The organism is Lapidilactobacillus salsurivasis (assembly GCF_054785215.1).
The window spans coordinates 278,888-304,738 of sequence record NZ_BAAABI010000003.1 but is presented as its reverse complement, the minus strand read 5'-3'; the positions used below and the strand labels follow the sequence as shown (position 1 = coordinate 304,738).

The following is a 25,851-nucleotide window of genomic DNA, read 5'->3' as shown; positions in this document are numbered from 1 at the left end:
TTTGGCACACTCCAGCGCTTTTTCATTCTGGTGGCACATCGAGTAGACCTCCAAGTCGCTTAGCCGCTTCGGCATCACTTTTAGGATAAAGGTGCCCATAAACATCAAGCGTCGTACGCACGTCTGCGTGTCCTAGCCGGTCACGGACAATTAGCGCGTTCTCACCCATACTAATGAGAAGCGACGCATGTGAGTGACGGAGGCCGTGAGCTGTGATGGTCGGCACTCCGGTTAGTTCACCTTAATCATGCACAATCGCGTTAATGTAGCTGTTATTCAAGGGTACACCATCGAGCGACAGCACGAATTTAGAATGTACCATCAATCGTTGATCCTCATACCACTCCTCAAGAAAGTCGGCGGTTTGCTGGTCAATACTGATAACACGCGTCCCGTCTTTGGTTTTCGTTTTATGAAACTCATAGTCATTAGCACTCTTGTAGATCAACGTCTTGTTGATATTGACGGTTTTCGCTTTGAGGTCAATATCGCGCCACGTCAACGCTTTAGCCTCCCCCGAACGCATACCAGTCATGAACATGAACCACAGGATAATGAAGTCCAATCGCTGTGTATACGTGGTCTTACTGGTCTTTTGAATCACCTTCTGGAATTCATCTTTCGTCCAGAACTCAATGTCTTTTTGCTGATGCTTGACGTTACCAACGATTTTGGCAGAGTTGTTGTTCATTAAGCCGAGTGTGATTGCACGGCTAAGGATTGCTCCCAATAAGGTGTGTGCCATGCGTGTATAGCCGTTGGAATGGTCTTCTAGAAATTCAAACTGCCCGTTCTGTACATCGAATGACGTTATCTTGGCAATTTGCATGTTGTCGAAGTATGCAAGCGCCCGTCGAATGACGCCACAACGATGCCGAAAGGTCTGTTCGTTGACATTATTTTTATAGAATGGCAAGAAATAGGTTTTGGTAAATTCCTTAAACGTACTGGTTGGGTGGTAAGCCTCCTCGTCTGCTTTGGCGACTAACTTACGGTAATCCTCTTTAGCGGCGGTCTTGGTCTTGAAACCAGAACGCCTTTTTTGAATTCGTTTGCCGGTCATCGCATCAAATCCTAAACTGGCGCGATAGTAGTACGTGCCATCTTTTGCTTTTTTTATCAGTTCACTCTCTTTGGTCAAATTATTCAGTCTCCTTTGCTCGGCCATCGAGCGTGCCTGTTTGTGCCGTAAATAATGGACATCCAAGAATTTGTTCAACCGCTGACGCTGGAACGCGACGCCGCCCGCGAATCGCGTAGTAATTCAGTCCATATTTAACGAGATTGGCCTTAGCCATTCGTAGTAGCTGGGTGGCTTCGTATTCACCAAACCCATAAGATATCAGATCTTGGCGACTGATGAATAGTGCCGATTGCGTTGGTAAGACCATGTGATCACCTCCAATGTTGTTGGTCTTAGTTGTATGTGGTAATATTCAGTTGTCAAAGAACAAACACTTTTGATGGCTGTTTGTAACATCTAACTTTACCGATAGTGTATCATCTTAGATGTTCGTTGTAAACACTAAAAATCTTTACTACAAACATTAAATATGTTTAAATAATGTAAAGAGAGTTTCATTTTCCGCAAACACTTGGTTGTACACCCAAGGAGGACAAAATTATGCGCCCAAGCACATCACAGACACCTGCCGGAAAGAATCGTAAGCCGATCACAGATAAGAAGCTGGACCTTGCACCAAGCACAGGGACAATAATCGGACAAAACATTCGACGGCTACGCAAATCTAAAGGTATGACTCAACGTGAGCTCGCAGATAAGTTGAATACCATCGAACAGACTATTTCAAAAATGGAACGTGGTATCTTTAGCCCCTCAACAGAAAGCTTGATGCAGCTTTGTGCAGTATTTAATGTGACGCCAAATGACCTGATGCTCGACATGTCAGTAGTCGAGAATATTCGGGCAAACGCCTTAGACGACCAGGATAATTCGCTGCAATCCTTAACGAAACAGATGCTTCCCGTTCAACAACTATTTGCGAAAGCTGATATAGCAAGAGATGCTCATGATGAAGGCGCAGAAGCAGAGGCACTTGACCAGATTATTAAGACTTACACGCCGCGCCTTTCCGATCGTAGGCGAGTTGCTGAATGGCTACATTCACAATATATTGCTTCGAGTTTGAAACTTATGGACAGCCAAGTGCGTGATTGCCTGATAAAACTAGAGTTGGAATAAATGAAGCTGAGGTATTTTGATGAAATTAACTGGATATGAAGATTTGCGCGTTCAGAAAACCATTAACTCGATTTATGACGCATTTGAAACGCTGATACTAGCGAACGATTATGAGAAGATCACTGTTACGGCCCTTGCCAAGTTGGCCCAGATCAATAAAAAGACCTTTTATCGGTACTATCCGACTATGGACGACCTCTTATCTGAGATGCAGTCTCGCTATTCACAAGGCTACTTACAAATCACGGCTCACTTTCAATACCCACGAGACATCGCCAAAAGCGTTCGCAGCTTCTTCGAATACTCTGCGGTCCAAGGCCCAGCCTATGACCGAATCACGATTAGTGGTGCTTATTCTGGGATCAGACAGCAGATGGTGGATCAGGTCATGAGTAAGACTTGGGGAGCCTCACCGGAGTTTCAAAAGCTTGCTGATTGGCAAAAGCAAATGTTGTTAAGCTTCGTCCAAGACACCGGCCTACGTGTGTACCGTCAGTGGATCGACAATAAGCGGGCTGCACCATTAGAAGATGTCATTACACTTGCGACGGCATTGATGCAAGGCGGCGTCGAAAAACTCCTTTCAATATTTGATCAATAGGCATCAATAAGACAATCAGGAAACTGGTTGTCTTTTTTTGCGCCGCTTTTTTAAAAAGCGTGGCATAAGTCCCAGATTTGAAAACATTGCCCATCGAATGAGTTCATCGACGCTGGTATACTAGCAATATTGAAAGGCGGTGAAGTCATTATGGATAAGCAAACTAGACAGGAAACGATTGCCGTTTTTCACGAAATGACATCAGGCATGCTACGGCACGATGTGACATTGCTGAAACAAGTAATTGCGCCAGACGCAATTTTCGTCCATCTCAATGGCAAAGTACAATCTCGGGAGGTCTGGTTAGATCAGATGCGAATTGGTCGCATGCGCTATCTCGACAGTAACGAATTGACTTTAACAGTAACTGAAGACGGCACAGATGTTGTCATTGTCAGCCGGTCAGACTTGACCGCCCGCATTTATGGCTTTGAGAATTGCTGGCACATTGAGACAACGACTAGACTTGCTCAACGCAATAACGCATGGCAAATCACCCGCTCGCAAGCACAATTTTTTTAGAGGAGGCTTTATGAAAAGAAAACTCGCAATGGCAACGATTGCCTTACTAATTGCCAATTTTATGGGTGGCCTAGACGCCACCATTGTTAACACTGCACTACCAGTGATTATTAGCGACTTAAACGGCATCCGGCTCGTCGGTTGGGTCAGTTCCGTATTCTTATTAGGCACGGCAATCACAACCGTATTATGGGGTCGAATTGGTGAAACCATCGGTAACAAACGAGCCTTTCAGATTTCCACATTCTTATTTATCGGCAGCTCGGTCATCGCTGGATTATCCAATAGTATGGTTATGCTAATTGTCGCTCGAGCGGTAATGGGCATTGGGACGGGAGGTATGGTTTCAATTCCATTCATTATCTACGCGGATATTTATCCCAATGCTGCGCAGCGCGCACGGGCTTTAGGTTGGGTCACTGCGTCTTACACCCTTTCCACGGTGAGTGGTCCAATTATCGGTGGGTGGCTAGTTGATCAATTTACTTGGCACTGGATTTTCTTTATCAACTTGCCAATCGGAATCATCTCAATGTTGTTACTACAATGGGCTTATCAAGATACAAAACGTCAAAGAGAACGCCAAGCCTTTGATTATGCCGGCGCTGCGGTTCTTGCCCTCGCATTGATCCTGTTGTTGTTTGCAGGTGATGCGTTGGCTGTCAGTGTCTTGCGCGCGGTATTACTTTTACTTGCCGGCATCATTCTATTAGCCGCGTTTTGGCACGTTGAAGGCCGTGCAACCAATCCTTTGATTCCACACCAGTTAATCACGGCTTGGCCGGTTCAAGCGCAAAACCTGATCATGTTTTTAATCAATGGATTCTTTATCGGTTATAGCGTCTATGCTCCAATGTGGGCGCAAGGAATTCTGGGGACAAACGCAACGTTTGGCGGATTGACCCAGATTGCTGGTTCCCTGATGCTTTTGATTGGTACCCGCTTAACCGCGCATCTCATGACGAAGCTTGGATACAAAACCATTGTTCTGGTGGGGACAACCAGTTTGCTAATCTCTGCACTTGCCATGGTAATTGCAACCAAGAATGCCCCGTATTGGTGGTTGCTGATCAGTGGTGCTTTTGAAGGATTTGGTATGGGCTTGTCATTCACACCAATGCAAGTGTCCATTCAAGACGGGGTCGAAAAAGAACTTGTGAGTGTTTCGACCACGTTTGGCCTATTATTTCGAACGCTTGGGGAAACCTTCCTCGCCTCAATTTTCGGCGCTGTCCTCAGTTTAAGTACAACCCGTCAAGTGGCAACTGCCGGACACGGGATCACAACCAATATGATCAATCATCTGTCAGATTCGGCGACTGCTAAAGGTCTCGATCCAGCATTACTACCACAGTTGCGAACGATTCTATTCAATGGCATTCATACGATTATGATCATCGGTTTGGTATTGATCATCATTGCATTTCTGATCAACATTCGCCGTCGCGAGCCAAAACCTGCTGCACGCTAACAAAAGAAAGAAGGATTAACATGACAATTCCAAGCATTGAACTCAACAACGGTACACTGATTCCGCAAGTCGGACTAGGCGTGTATCAAATTTCAGGTGACGACAACACGCGACAAGCAGTATCGGCAGCCTTGAAGATGGGCTATCGACACATTGACACCGCCCACGCTTATCAAAATGAGCGCGGGGTTGGACAAGCTGTCGCCACAAGTGGCATCGAGCGCAAGGACATCTGGATCACCAGCAAGTTGTGGCCACATGAGTATGGCAAGGATTTAACGCAGATCGCGATTGACAAGATGTTGGATCGGCTTAACACACCATACCTCGACTTGTTATTGCTCCATCAACAAGTCGGTGATTACATGGGTGCCTGGCAAGCGATGGAAGCGGCTGTCCGGTCAGGTAAAGTGCGCGCCATCGGGTTGAGTAATTTCGATGGCGCTCGGCTTGACGAAGTACTCCGGCAAGCGACGATCAAACCAGCAATCATGCAAGTAGAACTGCACCCGTATTTTCAACAGAACGACTTGAAGGAAATTCTAGCCCCTTATGGAACAAAACTTGAATCATGGTACCCATTAGGGCATGGTGATCCGCAGTTATTGAACGAAACATTGTTTTCAGAATTGGCTAAGAAGTATCACAAGTCGAATGCACAAATTATCTTGCGCTGGCATACACAAGTCGGTCATATCGTCTTCCCTAAGACAACTAATCCGGCACATATGTCTGATAACATTGCCTTGTTTGATTTCGAATTAACCGACTTAGAAATGGCAAAAATTGCCGCGCTTGATTGCAATAAACGTTACTTCAACGTACCCTTGGAACAACAAGCCGCGCAGTTTATGGCCTGGCATCCAGAAGACTAGGAGGTATTTTATGAAACTACTTATTTTAGGTGCTTACGGGCAAATTGCTCGGATCGTTGAACATCGTATTCTATCGGGATCTGAATTTAATGACGTCGATTTGACGTTAGGATTACGCAATAGCCAGCGTCTTGCCGCATTGAATGATAATCCAAGGGTACGAATTATCGAGCTGGATCTTGAATCTGCTGAGGACGTGACAAGCGCAATGTCAGGACAGGATATGGTTTTTGTTGCTGATGTCGATCACGATGCTGATAATGCCAAAACTCGAAACGTCCTTAAAGCAATGAGGCAACACAATGTAAGTCGTGTTATTTCATCAAACATCCTGGGAATCTACGATGAAGTTCCTGGTGAATTTGGCCGGTGGAATCACGAATTCGTCAAAGCGGGGCTAAAATCAGCAAGAAATTCTGATCGCATGCTTTCAGAATCTGGTATGACCTATACGACTTTACGTATACCGTGGCTCAACGATCGTAATGAAATCAAATACACGATTACTCATCAAAATGAGCCTTACCTTGGCGTATCAGGTTCCCGCCAAAGCATTGCTGACGTGGTGCTCAAAATCGTTCGCGATCCATCATTTGTCGCAAACGAGAGTATTGGTATTGCTGACCCTACAACTCAAGGTGAGCCGCGTCCCGTTTATTAGCCGTATATTGGTCGCACAGTAACAAGCTGTGGTGTATGTGCCGACGCCGAGTAGCGCATGCCATGATACAGCGGCACTTATATAGTGTCTGTGAAAATGACACCTAGTCAAAATGATGGATTAATCGGAAATGTCCCATTTATTTCCGGTTACTATAAACCGCGCTAGGTTAGGATTCTACCCGGTGTTCGGGCATGATTTTTTTACTTTACTCCCCCCTGTTAGAGTACTGGGGGTATACGGCGACCGGCTGACGCCGGCCGCCGTTTGCTCGCGCTTGCGCCTTTCGCGTTGCACGGCGCGCGCGGCAAACGCGGGGACACAAAGAGCGATTACCACGGTCGTCAGTAATCGCTCAATCAATCTTCTTGGATGTTTTGCTGGCACAGAGCTGGCACACTCCATAGCAATTTCAGCATTTTTAGGCTCTCTCCATTGGCACAAGAATGCCGTTAAATCGCTATTCTTGCTTCAATCACAGGATAGGGTTGTTTTCACGTGGAACAATTCAAATTTATCCATTGACTTCGCTGTTCAAGGCTACTCATTCGCCGGCAAAGATGTTATAATTCTTTTGGGTGCCAAACCCTGAGAACAGAGACTGCTGGCGTCGCAAGACGTTTCGAAAACAGTCTTGTGTTCTCTTTTTTTGTTGGCGGGTCAAAATGGTTTTCGGTCGGCCAATCTGCTAAACTGGGGGCGGAGATGATATTATGAAGAATCCGCGTTGGTTGAGCGTTGTCTTGGTGATTGTCTACGCCCTAGTGGTGATTTGCTTGTTCATGGGCAAAAACATGTTATCCATGTATCTGATGGGCTTTGGGATGCTCGGCGAAGCTATCTATGGTTTAGTGACGAATTGGCACGATTCAGGCAAATGAACGCCCCAGCACCACCTGCGTTAATCAAAAGAGAGTGAATATCGCGCGACTGGCCGCCGCATGATGTTCACTCTCTTTTTTAAAATCGGGAAACAGAATTGCTCCTGGTTAGTTATCCCAGACGTGATTCAAAATCACAGTTTGTGTCCGATCGGGACCAACAGCGAAGGTTGCTAAATCCACGCCGGTCAGTTCGGCAATTCGGTGTAAATAGTTCTGCGCATTGACGGGCAGCTCAGCGAAGGTTTTAACCTGGGTGATGTCCTCTTGCCAGCCTGGAAGTTCTTCGTACACTGGTTGGCATTGAGCCAGTTCCGTCAAACTAGCGGGATAACGATCGATCGTGGCGCCATTCAATTGGTAAGCCACGCAAATCTTAACGGTGTCCAGGCCAGTTAACACATCAATCGAATTCAAGCAAAGATCGGTCAAGCCCGCGACACGTTTGGCGTGACGCACCACGACAGAATCGAACCAGCCGATCCGCCGTGGTCGCTTGGTGACAACGCCATACTCATGCCCAGCCTCACGGATGAAATGGCCGGTTTCGTCCAGCAATTCCGTTGGGAAAGGACCGTCGCCAACACGCGAGGTGTAAGCCTTGGCCACACCAACGACGCGATCGATCGTGGTTGGTCCGACGCCAGCGCCAGCACAAACACCGCCAGCAGGATTGGAAGAGGTCACGAATGGATAGGTGCCTTGATCCAGATCAAGCATGACACCCTGAGCGCCTTCAAACAAAACGTGCCCGTGCTTTTGCACCGTTTCGTCAATCAGCACCGAGGTGTCACAAACGTATTTGGCCAATTGTTGACCGTATTCATAAAACGGTTCGAAAATATCTTCGAATTTTAATGGTTCTTGATGGTAAATTTTGGTTAGAAGTTCGTTCTTGAGTGCTAAATTTTGTTGAAGTTTTTCGGCAAAAACATCTTTCTCTAGTAAGTCGGCCATCCGAATGCCAGAGCGCGTTGCTTTATCCGTGTAAGCCGGCCCGATGCCCCGATTCGTCGTGCCGATCTTCTCACTGCCGCGGTACTGTTCCAGCGCGTGATCCATGGCGATATGATATGGAAGAATCAGGTGGCAACGATTGGAGATACGCAAATTGGCCGTCGAAATTCCTTGTTCATGAACGCGCGCGATCTCACCCACCAACGATTCCGGATTGACAACAACGCCATTGCCTAAAACGGAAATTTTATCAGGATAAAGGATGCCTGAGGGAATCAACCGCAATTTGTAGACTTGACCCTGGGACTTGATTGTGTGACCAGCGTTGTCGCCGCCTTGGTAGCGCACGATCACATCAGCTTTCTGACTGAGGAAGTCGGTGATCTTGCCCTTACCCTCGTCACCCCACTGCGTTCCAACTACAATTACACCCGTCATGCTAGCAACTCCTCTTTTATCAACGTTAACAACAGAACATATATTATCATGTTTTCCAATGCTTTACAATGAAGAAATCAAACGTTGCGTGTACGATCATCTAAGTAAGCGTTTTATAGGCGAACAATCATTGGGCTAGAAGCAAATAGATTGACAAACTCACGAATTTCTTGAATCGTTCTTGCTACCGCCCGCGCCAACCGCATGTCGATAATATCGGTGCAAAAAAAGTGCTGCTTGGTCACGGCCACGCTAGTTTACTGGCAGACACCAGCAAACTCCCCTACAGACCACAGGCAACACTTACAACGGAATATTCAATTTTAGGGACGAGCGGATTTGTGCTCTCGAATCCACAATCTCACTTGAAAAATGTGGAAAATCACTGATTGCCAGGCGGTGAAAACGCACGATTATTTCCCGGGAACAATCGCGCATTTCGCGCCCGTCCCGTGGTATCAACGTTTCTAGCACCACCGATTTTACGGTGGCACAGTTTTGACCCTTTCCAAGTTATTTTGGCTCATCGGGCACCTCTTTGGAGAATATCCCGTTGAGCTTTTTTGCGACTTCAAAGTTACTGTTTGGGTAGAGATGACCGTAAGTGCCGAGTGTCGTTTCGATATCCTCATGCCCCAGACGTTCTTTAATCTGGAGTGGATTTTCACCAAGGCTGATCAACAGCGACACATGCGAGTGGCGGAGGCCGTGCACGGTAATTCGCTGAACTTTGGCGAGTGTACTGTACGCGTCCACAATGTCCAAAAATTGTCCGTCAGAGCACGGAATCCCATCGCGTGAGAATACCCACTCGGAATTCACCATCGCCGCTTGTGCGACCTGCCACGCGCCTAAACACGCTACGGTATCATCATCAAGCGCCACGGTACGACGGCTAGCGGCAGTCTTTGGCGCAGGCGTTTCAAACCAGTTGCGGTTGTGATAGTCCATCGTCTTATTGACGCTCACGGTCTTAGCTTCGAGATCAACGTCTGTCCACTTTAACGCCCGTGCTTCACCGCTACGCAAGCCTGACATGAACATGAACCACAACATCGTGTAATCAAATCGGCCCGTGTACGTGTCGGTATTTGTCATAGTAAGCACCTTTTGAAAGTCGGCTTGCGTCCAGAACTGAATTTTTGCTTTCTTCTTCTTGATGAGGCCAACGATCCGCACAGGATTTTCAGTGATGATACCCAGTGCCTTAGCACGTTCAAGCACTTGGCCTAACATAATGTTGATGGTACGCGCATAGGATTGCTTACAGTCCTTGAGCAGGCTGACTTGCCAATGTTGCACATCAATCGGCCGAATTTGGTCAATGATGATGTCGTTGAACCTAGTCAGATAATCGGTGTTCATCAAAACCAGTCGTTGGCGGTAGGTGCGTGGCTTCACTTGGGTTTTGTACCAAGGCTTGAACACATCCTCCATAAACTCGCCAAACTTCGTCTTCTTGATGTCCTCATCATCGGCGACCCCAGCTGCCAACATTGCAACTCTTGCTTTTTTCGCCTCCGTTTTCGTTTTGAAGCCGCTGGCGCGTTTTTGAATTCGCTTGCCAGTCCGTTTGTCAGTTCCTAAGCTCACGCGGAAGCTAAAAGTGCCGTCCGCTTGTTTTGTAATTGGGTCTTTCGTAGTCAAGATAGTTCCTCCTTAACTGCGGAAAGGCCACTTGGTGCACCCTCAAGTTGGCTTAGTTTCAAGCCTAATACTGCGTCTACTGCTTCCACTGGAACACGGTCTACGCCTTTCTTACCGTACCATCCAAGGCCACGTTTGAGCAACAACTCTTTTGCCATTTTGATGATGCGGCTTGCTTGCGATTGACTGTATCCCAGGTTAATAAGATCAGCTCTAGTCATCGTCAGGAAGACTGGCTGTGCTGGTACGTTAATATTCAATCAAATCACTTCCTAAAGTTTAGCGGGAGTGAGATAATCAAAACAGATAGAACCCATATTTTATCTGTGAAGGGTGACTACTTGCTTTGGTCGGCGTAGTCGCTCTTTTTTGATTCCTCACTTGGGATAATCATTTCTTCGGTTGATGCGAGCATTGCTTGTAGAACACTCATCTCCTTTTGCGTGATAGTAGCGTTGGCAATCATCGTCATCAAAATGTCTTGGGCGGTAGCTGAATCGTAGGCGAGTAACATCTTCAAGGTCGGCGCAACTTGCTTCTCAATCCACTTGTAGGTGCGTTTGATAGAGAATGGCTCTGGTTGGGTTGTTAGCCGAAGCTTCTCACCGTATTTGCCGATAAAATTCGCCCAGAGGTCGTCCAGCGGCCAACTTGCTCTAGCCTTGCCGTTGGGTTTTAAAAAACGTATATAGCGATTGATGATACCAAATATCACCTTGGCAGGGTCACGCTCGTTTAACAACGCCTCAATCGCTTTTGTTGCCCGTTCATCAGCTAAGCGTAGCTCAAAGCGGTTTTTGATTGGTGTCTGATCTAGCGGCGTGCCATATTTGAAAAACTGTTCGGCGTCTTTCTGGTATAGGCACATGTAGAATTGGCTTTTTCTCGAACCAATATACAGCGTGCGGCCAATAACACCGTGTTCTTTATTAGCGTCTTTATGAATACGCCGGAAAATTGAGGTGAATTCGTCGCGATCACACTTATCAATGAAGTATTGCACCGGTAGCATGTCCACATAATCATTGATAGCAAGATCAATCCGGTTGTAATGACCACCGAGTTCATTGGCCTTTTCAAAGAAGTCATACCAGCTTCGATGTTGAGAAAGTAGCAGACACTCAAATTCGCGACAGCCTTCACCTTTCAGTTCCAGTAGCGTCCCGCGATCGTCATCTTCTGGTGAAGTGAAGATTTGCATCGCGCCGTGTTCAAACTTACCGGTATAGCCGTAGAAGCCCCAGTTGTCAGGCGCGAAGAATATTGGCTTAATCTGCAACAACTCGGTCATGATGGGGATAGCATCGTGGGTGGGGAAGCGAATGCGGACATAGTCGATCCACATGGTCAGTGCTTCGTCACCGGATAGCTCACGATAAGCACACATCAGCTGGCGTCGCATATTGTCGTTTAGCGGTTTTTTGCCGCCGAGTAGCTGATTCAGGTAACCACGGGTGATCCCGACCTTATCGGCCACTTGTTGTTGCGTCAACTTCTGCTCGGTCATCAAGTCCCAGAACTTACCTAGCCAATCAGTGACCACGATTCCCGCAGTCAAATCATTTTGCATTAGCGTCTCTCCTTTGTTTTCTGGTGTTTACAGCTTTTTTAGCCTGTTGACACTCTGTCTCTACGGGGAATGCCTTGCCTTCGGCATTTCTACCCTGTGTTTTGTTAATACGTTCCTATCTCTGCCCCCCTATTAGATACTGGGGGCTTGAGGCGGCCGGCTAACGCCGACCGCCGCCGCTCGCGCTAGCGGCTTTCGCGCTGCACGCCGCGCACGACGGCGATGCGTTGCAAGACCCCTCCGGAAGGTATGTGAGAACATTCGCTCTCAACATATACAGACTGTTTGTAGGACGTATTTTGAAACTGAAAGTTGAACTGTAACAGGATCTTAACATGAAGACTTCTCCCATTGCTTGAACATGATTACCCTGCGACCACTGCTGCATTCGCGTTGCCTCCATATTTTTGGACGACTATGCAACAATTTGATTTGTTGCTAGCTGATACCATAAATAATTTACTGGAGAAATTTGTCTTTTCTCGTAAGCACCCAATAACTGACCGCATATGAATCCCGCTCCGTGCATTGTACGCTTACCTCATCAAATCTAACTTGGTGAGGTATTTCTATGGAACAAAAACCCGAAATCGTACGCATTAAACTGGAAGACGACCAGCGCCGACCGCAGAGCGTGCCAACCAAGGCACTTCAGATCAAGCTCGACGCCAACAAAACCGTGGTCGTCTACAACCACATCCAAGGCTACATCCTGGATGCCTTGATGAAGGCGGTGTTTGCGAATGCTCATTGATCTCCGCCAGCTCAGTGGCATCTTCTTGATCTGTGGCAAGACAGACCTGCGTCGTGGCATCGATGGCCTCGCCGGCGTCATCAAGGAAGACTATCAGCTGAATCCATACAGCCGGGCTCTATTCCTGTTTTGTGGCAGTCGCAAAGACCGCTTTAAGGCTCTGTACTGGGCAGGCGATGGCTTCGTGCTCCTGTACAAGCGCATCGAGGATGGCCGTTTTCAGTGGCCGACGACGCAAAACGAGGTCAAGAAGCTCCACGCCAAGCAGCTTGAACGGCTTCTGACGGGCTGGGGGCTGGAGTCGACCATCAAACCCTACCAGCCTGGGAAAGGAGGCAAAGTGGATCAAAAAACGATTCAAAATAAGCAGTGATCTGTCCAAGAAACCATCTGGACAAGCACCGCCAACTGTCCACGAAAAAGTGCTAGGAAGCCCATCGTATCAGTGGTACACTCAGCCCATCTTGATTGAAACGAAGGCGACCCTTCATGGCAGAAACGACTGAAGAACTGCTTCGGCAGCTCCTGGATCAAAAACAAGCAGATCAATTCCAGGAGCTGAACAAGCAGTTACTAGCGCAGAATCGCGACCTCACAAAGCAGGTTCAAACCCTGACCGAGCAAGTCGCGTATCTGACTCGGAAACTCTTTGGTGCTCACTCTGAGAAGCTGACGGATCCAAACCAGCTCTCATTGTTGGAGGACGAAGGTGTTTTTACCGACCCAGAGCAGACTGGGAACCAAAGCGAAGAAACAGTCGTCCGGCTAGCGAAGCGAAAGCCCAAGAAAAAGCGCGAGGAAACCATCGATCCGGCGCTCCCGGTGCGAGAGACCATCATCTAACCCGGCCGCGATCACTGTGAACATGGCCACGCCTTAACCAAGGTGGGTAAGCATTTCGTCCGCGATGTCGTGCATTACAAGCCAGGCTATCTATTCGTTGAGCGGATCTACGAAACACGTTACAAGTGCACGGATTGTGAGCGTACCGATGGCGAGGCTCACTTATATCAAGGCGCCGCACCGCAAGCTCTGTTTCCTCATAGCCTGGCGACACCGTCATTGGTGACCGAGGTGCTTCACCAGAAGTACACGCTCGGCACGCCGTTGTACCGCCAGCGCCTGGAGTGGCAAAGGGCGGGGCTTACGCTTAGCGAAACCACCATGACCAACTGGGTGATCAAAGCCGCCAACCTGGTCAGGCCGGTCTATGACTTAATCCACGCGCGACTGAAGGCGCATAAGTTCTTACAGGGTGACGAGACCCCGTTTCAGATCCTGCGCGAGCCAGGCAAAGCGCCCCGCAGCAAGTCCTACATCTGGGTTGCGCGCACCACTCGGCTGGCCGATCACCCGATGATCTACTACGCCTACGGCAATAACCGCTCAGGTAAGTTCGCCCAGAATCTCTATCAAGGCTTCACCGGCGTCCTTCAATGTGACGGCTATTCCGGCTACAATCTCCTGGGCGACAGTGTGGTGCGAGTAGGCTGTTGGGCGCATGTGCGGCGTAAGTTCTTCGACGACGCGGTCAAGGTCAAGGGCAGCTTCACCACCACCAAGCCGCTAGCCCTGCTCGATGAGATGTTTGCGCTAGAGGCCAAGTGGGTTCTGCTTGACCCAGCAGAGCGACTGAAGCGGCGTCAGGCAGAACTGAAGCCGGTGATTGATGCGTTTTGGACCTGGTGTGATGCGGCAGAAGCGACCCCTAAGTCGCGGCTTGGCAAAGCGCTAACCTACGCCAGGAACCAGCGCCAACTGCTCAACCGGGTACTGGATTATGGTGAAGTTGATTTGAGCAACAACGCGTCCGAACGGAACATGAAGTCGTTTGTCATCGGCCGGAAGAACTGGCTCTTCGCCACCAGCCCCAAGGGTGCCGAAGCCAACGCGATTTGGATGACACTGGTGGAAACTGCCAAGGCCAACGGGCTGGATCCGAGGCGCTACATCGAGCAGCTTCTGGAGGATCTATCTCAGTATCGCGCCGAGCCAACTGAGGAACAGTTGGCAGCTTATTTGCCGTGGCATCAGAATGAGATCGTGGCAAAGCAGACCGCTTAAGCAACAGCGCACCCGCCACCGGGTTATTCGGTGACGAGTGCGCTGTTTTTGCGTGATACGGTCGGTTATTAGGTGCTTACCGGTCTGATATTGGGTGCTTACGTTATTGAGTGCTTACGTGCTTACAGTTATTGGGTACTTACGAATGAAAGGGCATAAGAAAAGCACCTAGACCAGTTAAGGCCCAAGTGCTTCATAAAAAAAGCTATCAACTCTACTTGACGAAGAGCCACAATCTCAAAAAACAAGTTTGTGGGGTTCCTTCGTACGGTCGATTATTAGGTGATTACTAATTGTTAGCGGTTTACTGACGCTCTAAAAATTTGAGTCGAAGTTCTTTTACTTCACTGAATAATCGTTTGGCACCAGAGACCTGCATTCTCTACCTCTACTGGCGTTCTCGTCTGTAAAGATTGAAAAGACCGTAGGTGAACATACTGAGCAACAAAACTACCCCCATCAGTGTCGTTACTGAACTATTGGCATCTCCTGTAGCAGGCAGGTTTTGGTCGCCTTTGTGCTTATCGTTGTTACTTTGTGATGAACTCTTCTTAAAATTCTTAGCCTTAACTACAGACTGTTTGCCACTAACTTGTAGGTCGATAGTAAATGAAAGCTTACCCTCATTCAATTCATAACCAGCAGGGGCAGCAGTTTCAACAAAGTAGTAGTTGCCTGGCTTCAGGTCATCAACTTTAATCTGACCCTTGGCATCGGTGGTCAAGCCACTAGCAACCTTCGTCCCGTCCTTCTTATGAAGATCAAACACAGCGCCCGCCAGGGCTTTACCTGTATCACCGTCCGTCTTATTCAGAACAACGGAACCGGTCTTTTGGGCGTTCGTAGCTGAAACGGTCGCAACTTTGGTGGTTGTTTGCAATTCAACCGTGAAACTCAGCTGGCTGTCATTCAATTCATAACCAGCAGGGGCGGCAGTTTCAACAAAGTAGTAGTCGCCTGGCTTCAGGTCATCAACTTTAATCTGACCCTTGGCATTGGTGGTCAAGCCACTGGCAACCTTCGTCCCGTCCTTCTTATACAGATCAAACACAGCGCCCGCCAGGGATTTACCTGTATCACCGTCCGTCTTATTCAGAACAACGGAACCGGTCTTTTCGGCATTTGTGGCCGAGACGGTCGCGACCTTGGTGGTTGTTTGTAGTTCAACCGTGAAGCTCAGCCGACTGTCATTTAGTTCATAACCAGCAGGGGCAGCAGTTTCAACAAAGTAGTAGTCGCCTGGCTTCAGGTCATCAACTTTAATCTGACCCTTGGCATTGGTGGTCAAGCCACTGGCAACCTTCGTCCCGTCCTTCTTATACAGATTGAACACGGCGCCCGCCAGGGCTTTACCTGTATCACCGTCCGTCTTATTCAGAACAACGGAACCGGTCTTTTCGGCATTTGTGGCCGAGACGGTCGCGACCTTGGTGGTTGTTTGTAGTTCAACCGTGAAGCTCAGCTGACTGTCATTTAGTTCATAACCAGCAGGGGCGGCAGTTTCAACAAAGTAGTAGTCGCCTGGCTTCAGATCATCAACTTTAATCTGACCCTTGGCATCGGTGGTCAAGCCACTAGCAACCTTCGTCCCGTCCTTCTTATGAAGATCAAACACAGCGCCCGCCAAGGTTTTACCTGTATCACCGTCCGTCTTATTCAGAACAACGGAACCGGTCTTTTCGGCATTTGTGGCCGATACGGTCGCGACCTTGGTGGTTGTTTGTAGTTCAACCGTGAAGCTCAGCTGACTGTCATTTAGTTCATAACCAGCAGGGGCGGCAGTTTCAACAAAGTAGTAGTCGCCTGGCTTCAGGTCATCAACTTTAATCTGACCCTTGGCATCGGTGGTCAAGCCACTAGCAACCTTCGTCCCGTCCTTCTTATGAAGATCAAACACAGCGCCCGCCAAGGTTTTACCTGTATCACCGTCCGTCTTATTCAGAACAACGGAACCGGTCTTTTCGGCATTTGTGGCCGATACGGTCGCGACCTTGGTGGTTGTTTGTAGTTCAACCGTGAAGCTCAGCTGACTGTCATTTAGTTTATAACCAGCAGGGGCGGCAGTTTCAACAAAGTAGTAGTCGCCTGGCTTCAGGTCATCAACTTTAATCTGACCCTTGGCATCGGTGGTCAAGCCACTAGCAACCTTCGTCCCGTCCTTCTTATGAAGATCAAACACAGCGCCCGCCAGGGCTTTACCTGTGTCACCATCGGTCTTTGTTAGAAGAACGCTTCCCAATGCTTTCTCATCCGTTATTGAAACCTTTACTTGGATATTGTTTCCATCGATAGTAAAAGCATGCTGTGTTGCATCTAGCTTATATCCAGCAGGGGCCTTTGTCTCAACAACATAATACTCACCAGCATTAAGACCAGTGTAACTTACAGTGCCATCTGATTCTGTCTTAAGATCTGAAGCAACCTTAGTCCCATCTTTCTTGTAAAGATCAAATACCGCTCCAGCTAAAGGGCCTGAGCCATCAGCATCAGACTTCTCAACCGTAACTTTTCCTTTTTGATTAGTTTCCGAAATAGAAACGTTATTATCATCGTTTGCATCACTATACTGAAGGTTAATTTCCTTACCATTGGCCAAAATGGTAGAGATTACATACCCATCTGGGGCCTTTGTTTCAACTAAAATATACTTCCCAGATTTAAGATTGTTCCAAGTAATACTGCCAGATGCATCTGTTGTGCCTTTGCGAAGCAACTGTCCCTTTTGTCCAGAAACATCAGACCAAAGTTCAAAAGAAGCTCCAGAAATTGACTTTTTGGTATCAGCATCACTCTTGGTGAGAACAAGATTGGTGTTCTTACCAGTTGCCGACCCGCTATTGTTTACTACTGCCGTCGATCCACTGGTATTGTTATCAACATCTTTTTCACCCTTACCGGATATCGATGCTGTATTGGTCAACGTATCATTAATCTTTGACGAGTTAATCAATGAACGATAATGAATTGAGTAAGCCGAACTGATTTCGTTTGCAAAAGAAATCTTCAATGTCTGCTTACCCGTCGCATTATCAGTTTGTAGGTCCAGCGAGTAGTCCTTATCAAGTACTAATGGATTGCTCGTATCTTCAGTAAAGGTCCCATTAGAAGATACCTTTCCTGGATAGACTACAATTGAACTTTCATCGATGATCTGGTTGTCAGAAGGCTCATCGGTAACAACCGCATTACTGAAGGTTGACTGTGCCTTGTTGACCCATAAAGTCCATAAAGCATAAGCAGAGTTTGCTGGATCTTGTTTACCGCTTTTATCCAGAACATTGCCACTGTTCGGCACTGTCACCTTAGCCGTCAAATCACTAGACTTCCCGCTGTTTGTGTAGGTTGCTGTATTGTCATAGGACTTCTGATCAATCACCTTACCTGAAAGGCTAGTCTGGTAAGTCAATACATAAGCTTTAGCGCTATCCTCTGGTAATTTTGCACTAAGTTGTTTCTTATTATTGTCAAAGGAAATATTAGCAGAAGTAACTTGTGCACCTAAAACATATGAACCATCTACCTTAATAGAAGCTTCGTATAGCTTGGCACTATCTGCAACATAGTCTTGGTCACCAATGATTGGATCAGTGATGGAAGCGTTGCTAAGTTTACGTTGATTGTAGTTAACAACCACAGTCCAAGTAATTTGTTTTGAAACGGCATTGTAACTTCCGGACTTGGTACCATCATTTTTAAACTCAGTCTTAGGAGTAAAGTGGTCTTTCCCTTCATTAGTGTGTTTGCCACCATCTTTGTCTTTCCAAGTCGCCTTAGCAGTATTAGTCCATGTACCACTAGCTGGAAGGCTATTCGTTTCAAAGGTAGTTTTATAGCTCAACGTATACCAATTTTTAGCATGGTCTTTGAGCGCGCCTTCAAAAGTAACTTTAAACCCGTTACCATCGGGGTTAACAGTATAGTCTTCGCCTTCTTTCAGAACCTTTTTAGTATCTTTGTCTGTTAGAACATCTGTTAGAACAAAAGAGCTATAGTCCACAGTCAGTCCATCCGGAACCGGATCAGTCATCGTCCAGTCACTCATATCCTGACGAGCCTTATTGATATCGAAATTCCACGTTACAGTCTTGGCGTTATAATCAACGGCTCCACGAGACTTAGTTAGGCCCTGCTGGTCGGCTTGCTTTTCCCCAGGATTCGAAGTTTTGCCATTGCTTTCTACAGAGTTACTAATTTTTTCTCCATCAGCGTCTATTGATTTTGTGACTTGCGATTGATATGAAATCTTGACTCCCATGTTGAGCCCATTGGGGAAGGTAATCGTCATTTCGGTTCTAGCTTCGTTGTAAGCTACCTGATATTGATCGGAACTGATAGCATTACCAGCCTCATCAACTATTGAAAGCTTGTTGTCAGTAGGAAATATTTGACCTTCAGATAACTTATCTACTAATTTGGTGTTGGCAGGCAGTGCCTTCTCACCATAATTGTAGTCAATATGCCAGTTATACTTCTGACTGCCATTGCTATCCGGACCATCATAGCTCTTACTTAAAAGTTTACCGTAGTTTGCATTGACAGTCGCACTTGCTGGATAGTCTTTACCGTTATTAGTTAAAGTAGCCTTGTTCGTAAAGGTTACTTTTCCACCATCATCAGGCAACTTGCTCGAGTCAATGTCGCTAGTGTATTCGATCTTGAAAGCCTGATAGGTATCCGCATATGCACCAATAAACGTAATTTTTCCATTTTCAACCTTGTAATCTGTACCTTCTTTAAGAGGATCGCCAGTTTTAGTCACATTCCCATTCAGATCAACTGTTAAGAGATATACACTAACCGATTTCAGCGTGGTTGGCACAGTGTTGGTAGTATCACTTGGCATAGGATCAGAAATCGTTGCATTCTCTAGCTCTTGACCATTGGTATTAATTGTAACGTTCCACGTAATCCCAGTCGGATTATTTCCAGATGTGTTAGCGCCAGTTAGTTGACCAGTCTTTGCGATGTCGTTATCACCTGATGGCTGAACAACAATTGGTATCGTTACCGGCCCAGTAGTCGTGTCAATGACAATGTCTTCTTTGCCAGACGATGAATCACTGCTGATGGTAGAAGTATAACTAAATATCCCTTCAATGTGGTTCACGTTTTCAACATCACTGTTAAAGGTGAACTTAACTGTGCCATCAGCAGCTATGCTATAAGTTCCATAGTCACCGAGGGTTCCCGTACCTGGTTTATAGGTAACTCCTTCAGGTAACTTAAATGAGAAATAGTCACCATCTTTTACTTGGTATCCGTCTTTCAGCTCATCCGGAATTGCCCACGTATATTGAAAATTAAGATTGGTATCTTTTCTCACTTGTGTGGGATCAACAGTATTACCTTTGCTATCTGTGAATTCAATATTTGCTCCGGTAATGATTGTTCCTTTGGAGTCATCTGGCAAATATTGTGAGATATCATTGCCCTCAGCACTCTCAGAAATTGTCTTTGCGGTTTGGCTCTTCGACGCAACACTAGATGCAGCCTTGCTGCTAACATTGGCTGAAGGTTTATCAGCTTTTGCTACTGAGGTAGTATCAGACAGTTTTGCAGTAACGTTTTGACCATCCGTTGAGAAATTGACAGATCCTTCTAAGGATGAAGTGTCTGTGAGGCCTAGTTGGATCGTTGCTGTTCCAGAAATATTGCCAGCCAAATATAGCTGTAAGTGGCTGTTTGAATAGGAGTATTGTCCAACAACCCTATGAGCATCATCAACAATGTTGGCATCGGCGGTCTCTTGTAGTTGCTGATCACCTGAGAAGGATACTGAAACTTGCTCTTGAACAATTTCATCCGTTGAATTGTTTAGCGAAAGTTTCAGTCCAATTGTTCGCAATCCAGGTGTTTCCTGAGTAGCCTCTAAAAGTTGAACAGTCTTGGGATCATTAGTACCGCTAGAGCTAGCCGTCACCGCCCCTACAACTTGTGCCGAGGATTGTAAGAACAGCAGAAGCACTAAAACTAAAGCATATATTTGCTGTCCAATTTTCCTTTTATCCACCTGGATTATTCATAGAATTTCAAAAAAGCAGCGCAATCCCACGATTCACACGGGACTGCGCTGCTTTGGTGTTTCACCCATTGGGTGCGCCTATATGCTAAGGTTGAGTCAACGAAAACCATCACGAAAGCGAGGCTTCACACCATCTCAACTTTAACCAGCTTATCCCTGCAATGCAATACCAATGTGACTGTGACCGCCGACGGCGGTCAACTTTCAAATGACGCCGGGCTCGTTTTGTTCCAAGAGTTTCTTCATCGTATCAACTTTAGGCAACTTGCCAATCAGTGCCTCAAGTTACCAGACCAACGACGATTCTGGAAGGCCTCGATGATCGACATCTTCTTGGAAAAATTGTTGCTCGACGTTGCCGGGTATTTACATGACAGTAGTGCCAATGACTGGCAACGTGATCCCGTACTGGCAGCCACCTTGGGTAGCTCTCGGCTAGTCTCACAGCCCTCACTTTCACGGTTTTTCAAGCGCCTTGAAGACGCCGACCTAGATGACTTTCGGAAGCTTATCTGGCAAGTAGCCGCCTTGGCTTTCCGTCTTAGTGGTCAATCCCGCTTCGTGCTGGATATAGACTCAACGCATTGTGATACTTTCGGTAATCAAGAACGGTCCGCCTTCAACGCTCACTATATGGCCTATGGATATCACCCTCAGGTTGTATTTGATCAAGAGTCCGGGTTGCTCTTAGACGCCTTGATGCGCCCTGGCAATGAGTACACCGGCAAGGAAGCCGATAAGTTCGTCGAGACAACTTTTTCGCGCCTATCGGCGCTCCCTCAAAGCACCAGCGTCATCATTCGAGGCGATTCGGGGTTTGCTGCGCCAAAATTTTACGAGATGTGCGACACACATGGCGTCGACTTTTTGGTTCGACTCAAGGCAAATTCAAAGCTTGGGAAGCTGGCAGAAACGGCCTTAGTGGATTGCCCTCCAAAATATGAAGAGAGCAAATGCGTCTACCACGAATTCAAGTATCAGGCCGCGTCATGGGGTAAAGCTCGCCGTGTTATCGTATGTTCTACTCATACGGCAGATGAGCTAGTTCCCTGGAACCACGCATTCGTAGTGACCAGCCTGGCCTCCGAGGCTCCAGAGACTTTGTTCAAGACCTATAGACAGCGGGGCAATGCTGAGAACCAAATTAAGGAGCTGAAATGCGGGTTTGGCTTTGACAAAACAGACAGCTCAACTTTTGCACGGAACACTGCACGAGCCTTGATCACCGGTATTGCCTATAACCTGGTTCAGCTCTTTAAACAGCTCTTTGTCTCGGAAGACCGTCGTTCAACCATCTCCTCGCTACGGTTCAGTCTCTTTCACATCGCCGGTAGGATTACTTGGCACGCCCGTCGTGTGGTGATTCATCTTGCTTCTAACTATGTTTACAAGAACTGGTTTAGTCGGCTCATGGACGAAGTCCATCAGTTGGCGACCTGAACTGAATAACTGAATAGGTCGTGCGTCGAGCCGAAAACTGGGTCGGTCTATTCGTGGTGCATCGATCACCAACTTCTCCGCTCAGTCAGTATTCGCAACGCTCCAAACGTTGCTTTCAGACCGGCCAGATGCGATTTCATGTCCCAAATACCGAGGTGAATAATCCAGGAATACTTATCCGTTCTCCAATTATTCATGATATTGCGTCGCATTTACTTAAATATCTGGCAGATAACCGATACTATTAATCAACGTTTACTTATTAAAAAATCATTAATTCACATCATACTGTTAGAAATCATAGACCAAGAATTTCTTTTTTCTTGAGGTCGAATTCTTCTTGAGATAGAATACCGGCAGTCAGCAACTCCTGAAGTTTCTTGACCATCTCAATTTGCTCCGCAAGCGATAAAGTCGCTGCTCCCGGCGTCGCTTGAGATTGGGGCACGGTTGATCCAGTTCTCGCGGTCATCGGATCAAGATGTTGCGCCATATTTGCGCCAATTACCATTCCCGCCGCGTCGCCAAATCCATGTTGGTTGATGCCCTTAGAGATGTTTTGTTGTGCGGCGATATCTGCTGCCTGCTGACTCACGTCTTCATAAGCCTTCACATTCATCTTATTTTCAGAATACTGGTGAACCAAGGCCTGTGAATCCGCGGAGAAGGAAATATTTTCAATGGCAACACTACGCAATTCGAAACCAAAGCGGTCTTGCCAAGTACCAGCATTTCCGCCATCATTCTTTATCGTTTCCACCAACATGTTAGCCTGTGCAGGTAATTGCGAGATCCGATATTGCGCCGATAGCGCATTGAGGCTGACCATAAACGATTGCAGAAATTCACTAAGGATCTGAGACCGTACTTGCGCATCATCGAAAGTATAATAACTAGTATTAGCAGGTACAAAATTCTGAATAAAGCGTGTGGGATCAGTAACTTGCAATGAGAAGTGACCATATCCCTGAACAGACAAATCAGTACCATAGAAACCATCGTTATACATTAATGGCCCTTTAGTTCCAAACTTAATCCCGCGAATCTCACGCAGATTAACATATGCGACACGCTTTTCATCATCGGTCTGACCGCCATACGCTAAGCGCTGCTTGGCTTGATCCACAATCGAACGTGAGAAACGCCCAATCAGTGAATCGTCATCGTCCGTAAAGATGCTATCTTGGCCGGCAGTATATTCATATCCCCCAGCTTGAGTAATCACTTCCTCGATTCCCGATTGGCTAAACACAAAGGCTGCCGTATTTTCAGGGATAAAGATCTTAGACCCCGTCGTTAACACGCCATCAGAGCCCTGCGTGTTACTACCTCGGCCATTATTGGTTTGCTTTAAAACACCAGGTGCAACAACGGTATGCTCATCAAAGAATCCTGCTGTAATAATATCTTTCCATTGATCGGCAAAGGTACCACCAATCGCACCAGTAAATGCCTGAATCATTCCCATGTGCCTTCACCCCTCATCACAACTGATTATCCGTATCACAATAGTCGCACCGAACAATACTACCTTCGAGACCGCCGATTGGCGCGCCGCAGCCACTACAGTGTGCCGTCACATTCTTTCGAGCCGATTTCACATTCTGGTTAGCTGCACCGCCAAGCTTTACACCAAACGCCTCACCGATCGTCCCCACAGTATCTTTCAACGTCTCTGCCACCAACCGAGTCCCTGGTACTGCCTTGTCGAAATGAGTCGGGGCTGTTGCCAAAACATCGGCTTCGTTGATTTCAGTACCGGTGACCGCCTGATTAATAGCCAACACCCACGGTAGTAACTTCTTTTGCTCCATCGTATGGGCACGTTTTTGTGACCAACTGTCTACAACGGTATACAAACTAAGTTGACCACCATCAGTGAAATAAATATCCAACGCAGGTCGCCCAGATTGAATATTTAACAATACCTGCGCCCGTTGTTGATCAGTTTTAATCATACGTAGTGGAATGACATCGATGGTATTCTTATCTTTCAACAAGCCTAATGTGTAAGCTTCTTTCAAGGTACTACCAATATCTGCCAATGTGGCGCCAGTACCATCACCACGCTTTTTGCCATGCCATTCAATGACTAGATTTTTTGTAGTTAAAATGACTTCTTCAAGTTGTGTAGAATACCCATTTACTCGAAATTCTTTAGTGCGCATCAAGACATTCTCATTAGGTTGCAACTGATAACCTTTGCCCATTCTTGCACTTCCTCTCCATTATGCTTACAGCTGCTCATATTATACGCTATATTTAGACGGCGTTTTCAATATATTGATCCTGGATTATTCATAGAATTTCAAAAAAGCAGCGCAATCCCATGATTCACACGGGACTGCGCTGCTTTGGTGTTTCACCCATTGGGTGCGCCTATATGCTAAGGTTGAGTCGATGAAAACCATCACGAAAGCGAGGCTTCACACCATCTCAACTTTAACCAGCTTATCCCTGCAATGCAATACCAATGTGACTGTGACCGCCGACGGCGGTCAACTTTCAAATGACGCCGGGCTCGTTTTGTTCCAAGAGTTTCTTCATCGTATCAACTTTAGGCAACTTGCCAATCAGTGCCTCAAGTTACCAGACCAACGACGATTCTGGAAGGCCTCGATGATCGACATCTTCTTGGAAAAATTGTTGCTCGACGTTGCCGGGTATTTACATGACAGTAGTGCCAATGACTGGCAACGTGATCCCGTACTGGCGGCCACCTTGGGTAGCTCTCGGCTAGTCTCACAGCCCTCACTTTCACGGTTTTTCAAGCGCCTTGAAGACGCCGACCTAGATGACTTTCGGAAGCTTATCTGGCAAGTAGCCGCCTTGGCTTTCCGTCTTAGTGGTCAATCCCGCTTCGTGCTGGATATAGACTCAACGCATTGTGATACTTTCGGTAATCAAGAACGGTCCGCCTTCAACGCTCACTATATGGCCTATGGATATCACCCTCAGGTTGTATTTGATCAAGAGTCCGGGTTGCTCTTAGACGCCTTGATGCGCCCTGGCAATGAGTACACCGGCAAGGAAGCCGATAAGTTCGTCGAGACAACTTTTTCGCGCCTATCGGCGCTCCCTCAAAGCACCAGCGTCATCATTCGAGGCGATTCGGGGTTTGCTGCGCCAAAATTTTACGAGATGTGCGACACACATGGCGTCGACTTTTTGGTTCGACTCAAGGCAAATTCAAAGCTTGGGAAGCTGGCAGAAACGGCCTTAGTGGATTGCCCTCCAAAATATGAAGAGAGCAAATGCGTCTACCACGAATTCAAGTATCAGGCCGCGTCATGGGGTAAAGCTCGCCGTGTTATCGTATGTTCTACTCATACGGCAGATGAGCTAGTTCCCTGGAACCACGCATTCGTAGTGACCAGCCTGGCCTCCGAGGCTCCAGAGACTTTGTTCAAGACCTATAGACAGCGGGGCAATGCTGAGAACCAAATTAAGGAGCTGAAATGCGGGTTTGGCTTTGACAAAACAGACAGCTCAACTTTTGCACGGAACACTGCACGAGCCTTGATCACCGGTATTGCCTATAACCTGGTTCAGCTCTTTAAACAGCTCTTTGTCTCGGAAGACCGTCGTTCAACCATCTCCTCGCTACGGTTCAGTCTCTTTCACATCGCCGGTAGGATTACTTGGCACGCCCGTCGTGTGGTGATTCATCTTGCTTCTAACTATGTTTACAAGAACTGGTTTAGTCGGCTCATGGACGAAGTCCATCAGTTGGCGACCTGAACTG

20 protein-coding genes and 2 pseudogenes are annotated in these 25,851 nt (G+C 47.1%); 13 read left to right on the top strand and 9 right to left on the bottom strand.

Annotated elements, in window-relative coordinates; genetic code table 11:
- Nucleotides 1-22 precede the first annotated feature (22 nt).
- Both ACYVSB_RS05465 and ACYVSB_RS05460 read right to left on the bottom strand, forming a co-directional pair.
- Nucleotides 23-1,141, bottom strand: a pseudogene (locus ACYVSB_RS05465) (site-specific integrase).
- A gap of 1 nt (nt 1,142) precedes the next feature.
- On the bottom strand, nt 1,143-1,391 hold the full coding sequence (locus ACYVSB_RS05460; protein ID WP_461218698.1) for a DUF3173 family protein: 249 nt from the start codon (nt 1,389-1,391) through the stop codon (nt 1,143-1,145).
- A 233-nt stretch (nt 1,392-1,624) separates the two neighbouring features.
- On the opposite strand from ACYVSB_RS05460, the gene ACYVSB_RS05455 reads away from it, so the two are divergent.
- The 7 genes from ACYVSB_RS05455 (at nt 1,625) to ACYVSB_RS05425 (ending at nt 7,214) form a co-directional block, all read left to right on the top strand.
- Nucleotides 1,625-2,203, top strand: coding sequence for a helix-turn-helix domain-containing protein (locus ACYVSB_RS05455; protein WP_461218697.1), 579 nt, complete (start codon nt 1,625-1,627; stop codon nt 2,201-2,203).
- 19 nt (nt 2,204-2,222) lie between these two features.
- Nucleotides 2,223-2,804, top strand: coding sequence for a TetR/AcrR family transcriptional regulator (locus tag ACYVSB_RS05450; protein ID WP_461218696.1), 582 nt, complete (start codon nt 2,223-2,225; stop codon nt 2,802-2,804).
- Between the two features lie 150 nt (nt 2,805-2,954).
- Complete coding sequence (locus tag ACYVSB_RS05445; RefSeq protein WP_125599529.1) at nt 2,955-3,326, top strand: nuclear transport factor 2 family protein; 372 nt, start codon at nt 2,955-2,957, stop codon at nt 3,324-3,326.
- Nucleotides 3,327-3,336: 10 nt separating this feature from the next.
- Complete coding sequence (locus ACYVSB_RS05440) at nt 3,337-4,797, top strand: MFS transporter (protein ID WP_461218695.1); 1,461 nt, start codon at nt 3,337-3,339, stop codon at nt 4,795-4,797.
- A 20-nt stretch (nt 4,798-4,817) separates the two neighbouring features.
- Nucleotides 4,818-5,672 carry an aldo/keto reductase gene (locus ACYVSB_RS05435; protein ID WP_125599523.1) on the top strand — a complete coding sequence of 285 codons (855 nt, stop codon included), beginning with the start codon at nt 4,818-4,820 and terminating at the stop codon, nt 5,670-5,672.
- 10 nt (nt 5,673-5,682) lie between these two features.
- Nucleotides 5,683-6,333, top strand: coding sequence for an NAD(P)H-binding protein (locus ACYVSB_RS05430; RefSeq protein WP_125599520.1), 651 nt, complete (start codon nt 5,683-5,685; stop codon nt 6,331-6,333).
- Nucleotides 6,334-7,046: 713 nt separating this feature from the next.
- On the top strand, nt 7,047-7,214 hold the full coding sequence (locus ACYVSB_RS05425) for a hypothetical protein (protein ID WP_164511144.1): 168 nt from the start codon (nt 7,047-7,049) through the stop codon (nt 7,212-7,214).
- A 108-nt stretch (nt 7,215-7,322) separates the two neighbouring features.
- Here the strand turns inward: ACYVSB_RS05425 and ACYVSB_RS05420 are convergent, their stop codons facing one another.
- From ACYVSB_RS05420 to ACYVSB_RS05405, 4 genes are all read right to left on the bottom strand, one after another.
- Nucleotides 7,323-8,609: an adenylosuccinate synthase gene (locus ACYVSB_RS05420; protein ID WP_461218694.1), complete on the bottom strand. Its 1,287-nt coding sequence runs from the start codon at nt 8,607-8,609 to the stop codon at nt 7,323-7,325.
- A gap of 513 nt (nt 8,610-9,122) precedes the next feature.
- Nucleotides 9,123-10,256 carry a site-specific integrase gene (locus ACYVSB_RS05415; RefSeq protein WP_461218693.1) on the bottom strand — a complete coding sequence of 378 codons (1,134 nt, stop codon included), beginning with the start codon at nt 10,254-10,256 and terminating at the stop codon, nt 9,123-9,125.
- The gene (locus ACYVSB_RS05410) at nt 10,253-10,516 is read right to left on the bottom strand and encodes a DUF3173 family protein (protein ID WP_225048761.1); all 264 of its coding nucleotides are present in this window, start codon (nt 10,514-10,516) and stop codon (nt 10,253-10,255) included. Before ACYVSB_RS05410 ends, ACYVSB_RS05415 begins: the two co-directional genes overlap by 4 nt.
- Nucleotides 10,517-10,593: 77 nt before the next feature.
- Nucleotides 10,594-11,826 carry a replication initiation factor domain-containing protein gene (locus ACYVSB_RS05405; protein WP_461218692.1) on the bottom strand — a complete coding sequence of 411 codons (1,233 nt, stop codon included), beginning with the start codon at nt 11,824-11,826 and terminating at the stop codon, nt 10,594-10,596.
- A gap of 571 nt (nt 11,827-12,397) precedes the next feature.
- On the opposite strand from ACYVSB_RS05405, the gene ACYVSB_RS05400 reads away from it, so the two are divergent.
- The 4 genes and pseudogenes from ACYVSB_RS05400 to tnpC all read left to right on the top strand — a co-directional run.
- Nucleotides 12,398-12,580 carry a hypothetical protein gene (locus ACYVSB_RS05400; protein ID WP_225048191.1) on the top strand — a complete coding sequence of 61 codons (183 nt, stop codon included), beginning with the start codon at nt 12,398-12,400 and terminating at the stop codon, nt 12,578-12,580.
- On the top strand, nt 12,570-12,953 hold the full coding sequence (tnpB, locus tag ACYVSB_RS05395) for an IS66 family insertion sequence element accessory protein TnpB (protein ID WP_461218691.1): 384 nt from the start codon (nt 12,570-12,572) through the stop codon (nt 12,951-12,953). The genes ACYVSB_RS05400 and tnpB overlap by 11 nt, the downstream gene beginning before the upstream one ends.
- A 116-nt stretch (nt 12,954-13,069) precedes the next feature.
- Nucleotides 13,070-13,423: a transposase domain-containing protein gene (locus tag ACYVSB_RS05390; RefSeq protein WP_461218690.1), complete on the top strand. Its 354-nt coding sequence runs from the start codon at nt 13,070-13,072 to the stop codon at nt 13,421-13,423.
- A gap of 24 nt (nt 13,424-13,447) precedes the next feature.
- Nucleotides 13,448-14,644: pseudogene (tnpC, locus tag ACYVSB_RS05385) on the top strand (IS66 family transposase); the annotation flags it as partial.
- A 388-nt stretch (nt 14,645-15,032) separates the two neighbouring features.
- Here tnpC and ACYVSB_RS05380 read toward each other — a convergent pair.
- Complete coding sequence (locus ACYVSB_RS05380; protein ID WP_461218689.1) at nt 15,033-20,654, bottom strand: SpaA isopeptide-forming pilin-related protein; 5,622 nt, start codon at nt 20,652-20,654, stop codon at nt 15,033-15,035.
- A gap of 84 nt (nt 20,655-20,738) precedes the next feature.
- Here ACYVSB_RS05380 and ACYVSB_RS05375 point away from each other — a divergent pair, with 84 nt between their 5' ends.
- Nucleotides 20,739-22,106: an IS1380 family transposase gene (locus tag ACYVSB_RS05375; protein WP_021730603.1), complete on the top strand. Its 1,368-nt coding sequence runs from the start codon at nt 20,739-20,741 to the stop codon at nt 22,104-22,106.
- A 298-nt stretch (nt 22,107-22,404) separates the two neighbouring features.
- Here ACYVSB_RS05375 and ACYVSB_RS05370 read toward each other — a convergent pair whose 3' ends face one another.
- Both ACYVSB_RS05370 and ACYVSB_RS05365 read right to left on the bottom strand, forming a co-directional pair.
- Nucleotides 22,405-23,574 carry an SPFH domain-containing protein gene (locus ACYVSB_RS05370; RefSeq protein WP_436444339.1) on the bottom strand — a complete coding sequence of 390 codons (1,170 nt, stop codon included), beginning with the start codon at nt 23,572-23,574 and terminating at the stop codon, nt 22,405-22,407.
- 16 nt (nt 23,575-23,590) lie between these two features.
- Complete coding sequence (locus ACYVSB_RS05365) at nt 23,591-24,316, bottom strand: hypothetical protein (protein WP_461218688.1); 726 nt, start codon at nt 24,314-24,316, stop codon at nt 23,591-23,593.
- 190 nt (nt 24,317-24,506) lie between these two features.
- Here ACYVSB_RS05365 and ACYVSB_RS05360 point away from each other — a divergent pair, with 190 nt between their 5' ends.
- Nucleotides 24,507-25,847, top strand: coding sequence for an IS1380 family transposase (locus tag ACYVSB_RS05360; protein ID WP_152164843.1), 1,341 nt, complete (start codon nt 24,507-24,509; stop codon nt 25,845-25,847).
- Nucleotides 25,848-25,851 lie beyond the last annotated feature (4 nt).

What these genes read in the sequence shown, in the direction of transcription:
- ACYVSB_RS05460 (WP_461218698.1), bottom strand. Translation starts at nt 1,391, where the DNA reads ATGGTCTTACCAACGCAATCGGCACTATTCATCAGTCGCCAAGATCTG.
- ACYVSB_RS05455 (WP_461218697.1), top strand. Translation starts at nt 1,625, where the DNA reads ATGCGCCCAAGCACATCACAGACACCTGCCGGAAAGAATCGTAAGCCG.
- ACYVSB_RS05450 (WP_461218696.1), top strand. Translation starts at nt 2,223, where the DNA reads ATGAAATTAACTGGATATGAAGATTTGCGCGTTCAGAAAACCATTAAC.
- ACYVSB_RS05445 (WP_125599529.1), top strand. Translation starts at nt 2,955, where the DNA reads ATGGATAAGCAAACTAGACAGGAAACGATTGCCGTTTTTCACGAAATG.
- ACYVSB_RS05440 (WP_461218695.1), top strand. Translation starts at nt 3,337, where the DNA reads ATGAAAAGAAAACTCGCAATGGCAACGATTGCCTTACTAATTGCCAAT.
- ACYVSB_RS05435 (WP_125599523.1), top strand. Translation starts at nt 4,818, where the DNA reads ATGACAATTCCAAGCATTGAACTCAACAACGGTACACTGATTCCGCAA.
- ACYVSB_RS05430 (WP_125599520.1), top strand. Translation starts at nt 5,683, where the DNA reads ATGAAACTACTTATTTTAGGTGCTTACGGGCAAATTGCTCGGATCGTT.
- ACYVSB_RS05425 (WP_164511144.1), top strand. Translation starts at nt 7,047, where the DNA reads ATGAAGAATCCGCGTTGGTTGAGCGTTGTCTTGGTGATTGTCTACGCC.
- ACYVSB_RS05420 (WP_461218694.1), bottom strand. Translation starts at nt 8,609, where the DNA reads ATGACGGGTGTAATTGTAGTTGGAACGCAGTGGGGTGACGAGGGTAAG.
- ACYVSB_RS05405 (WP_461218692.1), bottom strand. Translation starts at nt 11,826, where the DNA reads ATGCAAAATGATTTGACTGCGGGAATCGTGGTCACTGATTGGCTAGGT.
- ACYVSB_RS05400 (WP_225048191.1), top strand. Translation starts at nt 12,398, where the DNA reads ATGGAACAAAAACCCGAAATCGTACGCATTAAACTGGAAGACGACCAG.
- tnpB (WP_461218691.1), top strand. Translation starts at nt 12,570, where the DNA reads ATGCTCATTGATCTCCGCCAGCTCAGTGGCATCTTCTTGATCTGTGGC.
- ACYVSB_RS05390 (WP_461218690.1), top strand. Translation starts at nt 13,070, where the DNA reads ATGGCAGAAACGACTGAAGAACTGCTTCGGCAGCTCCTGGATCAAAAA.
- ACYVSB_RS05370 (WP_436444339.1), bottom strand. Translation starts at nt 23,574, where the DNA reads ATGGGAATGATTCAGGCATTTACTGGTGCGATTGGTGGTACCTTTGCC.
- ACYVSB_RS05365 (WP_461218688.1), bottom strand. Translation starts at nt 24,316, where the DNA reads ATGGGCAAAGGTTATCAGTTGCAACCTAATGAGAATGTCTTGATGCGC.
- ACYVSB_RS05360 (WP_152164843.1), top strand. Translation starts at nt 24,507, where the DNA reads ATGAAAACCATCACGAAAGCGAGGCTTCACACCATCTCAACTTTAACC.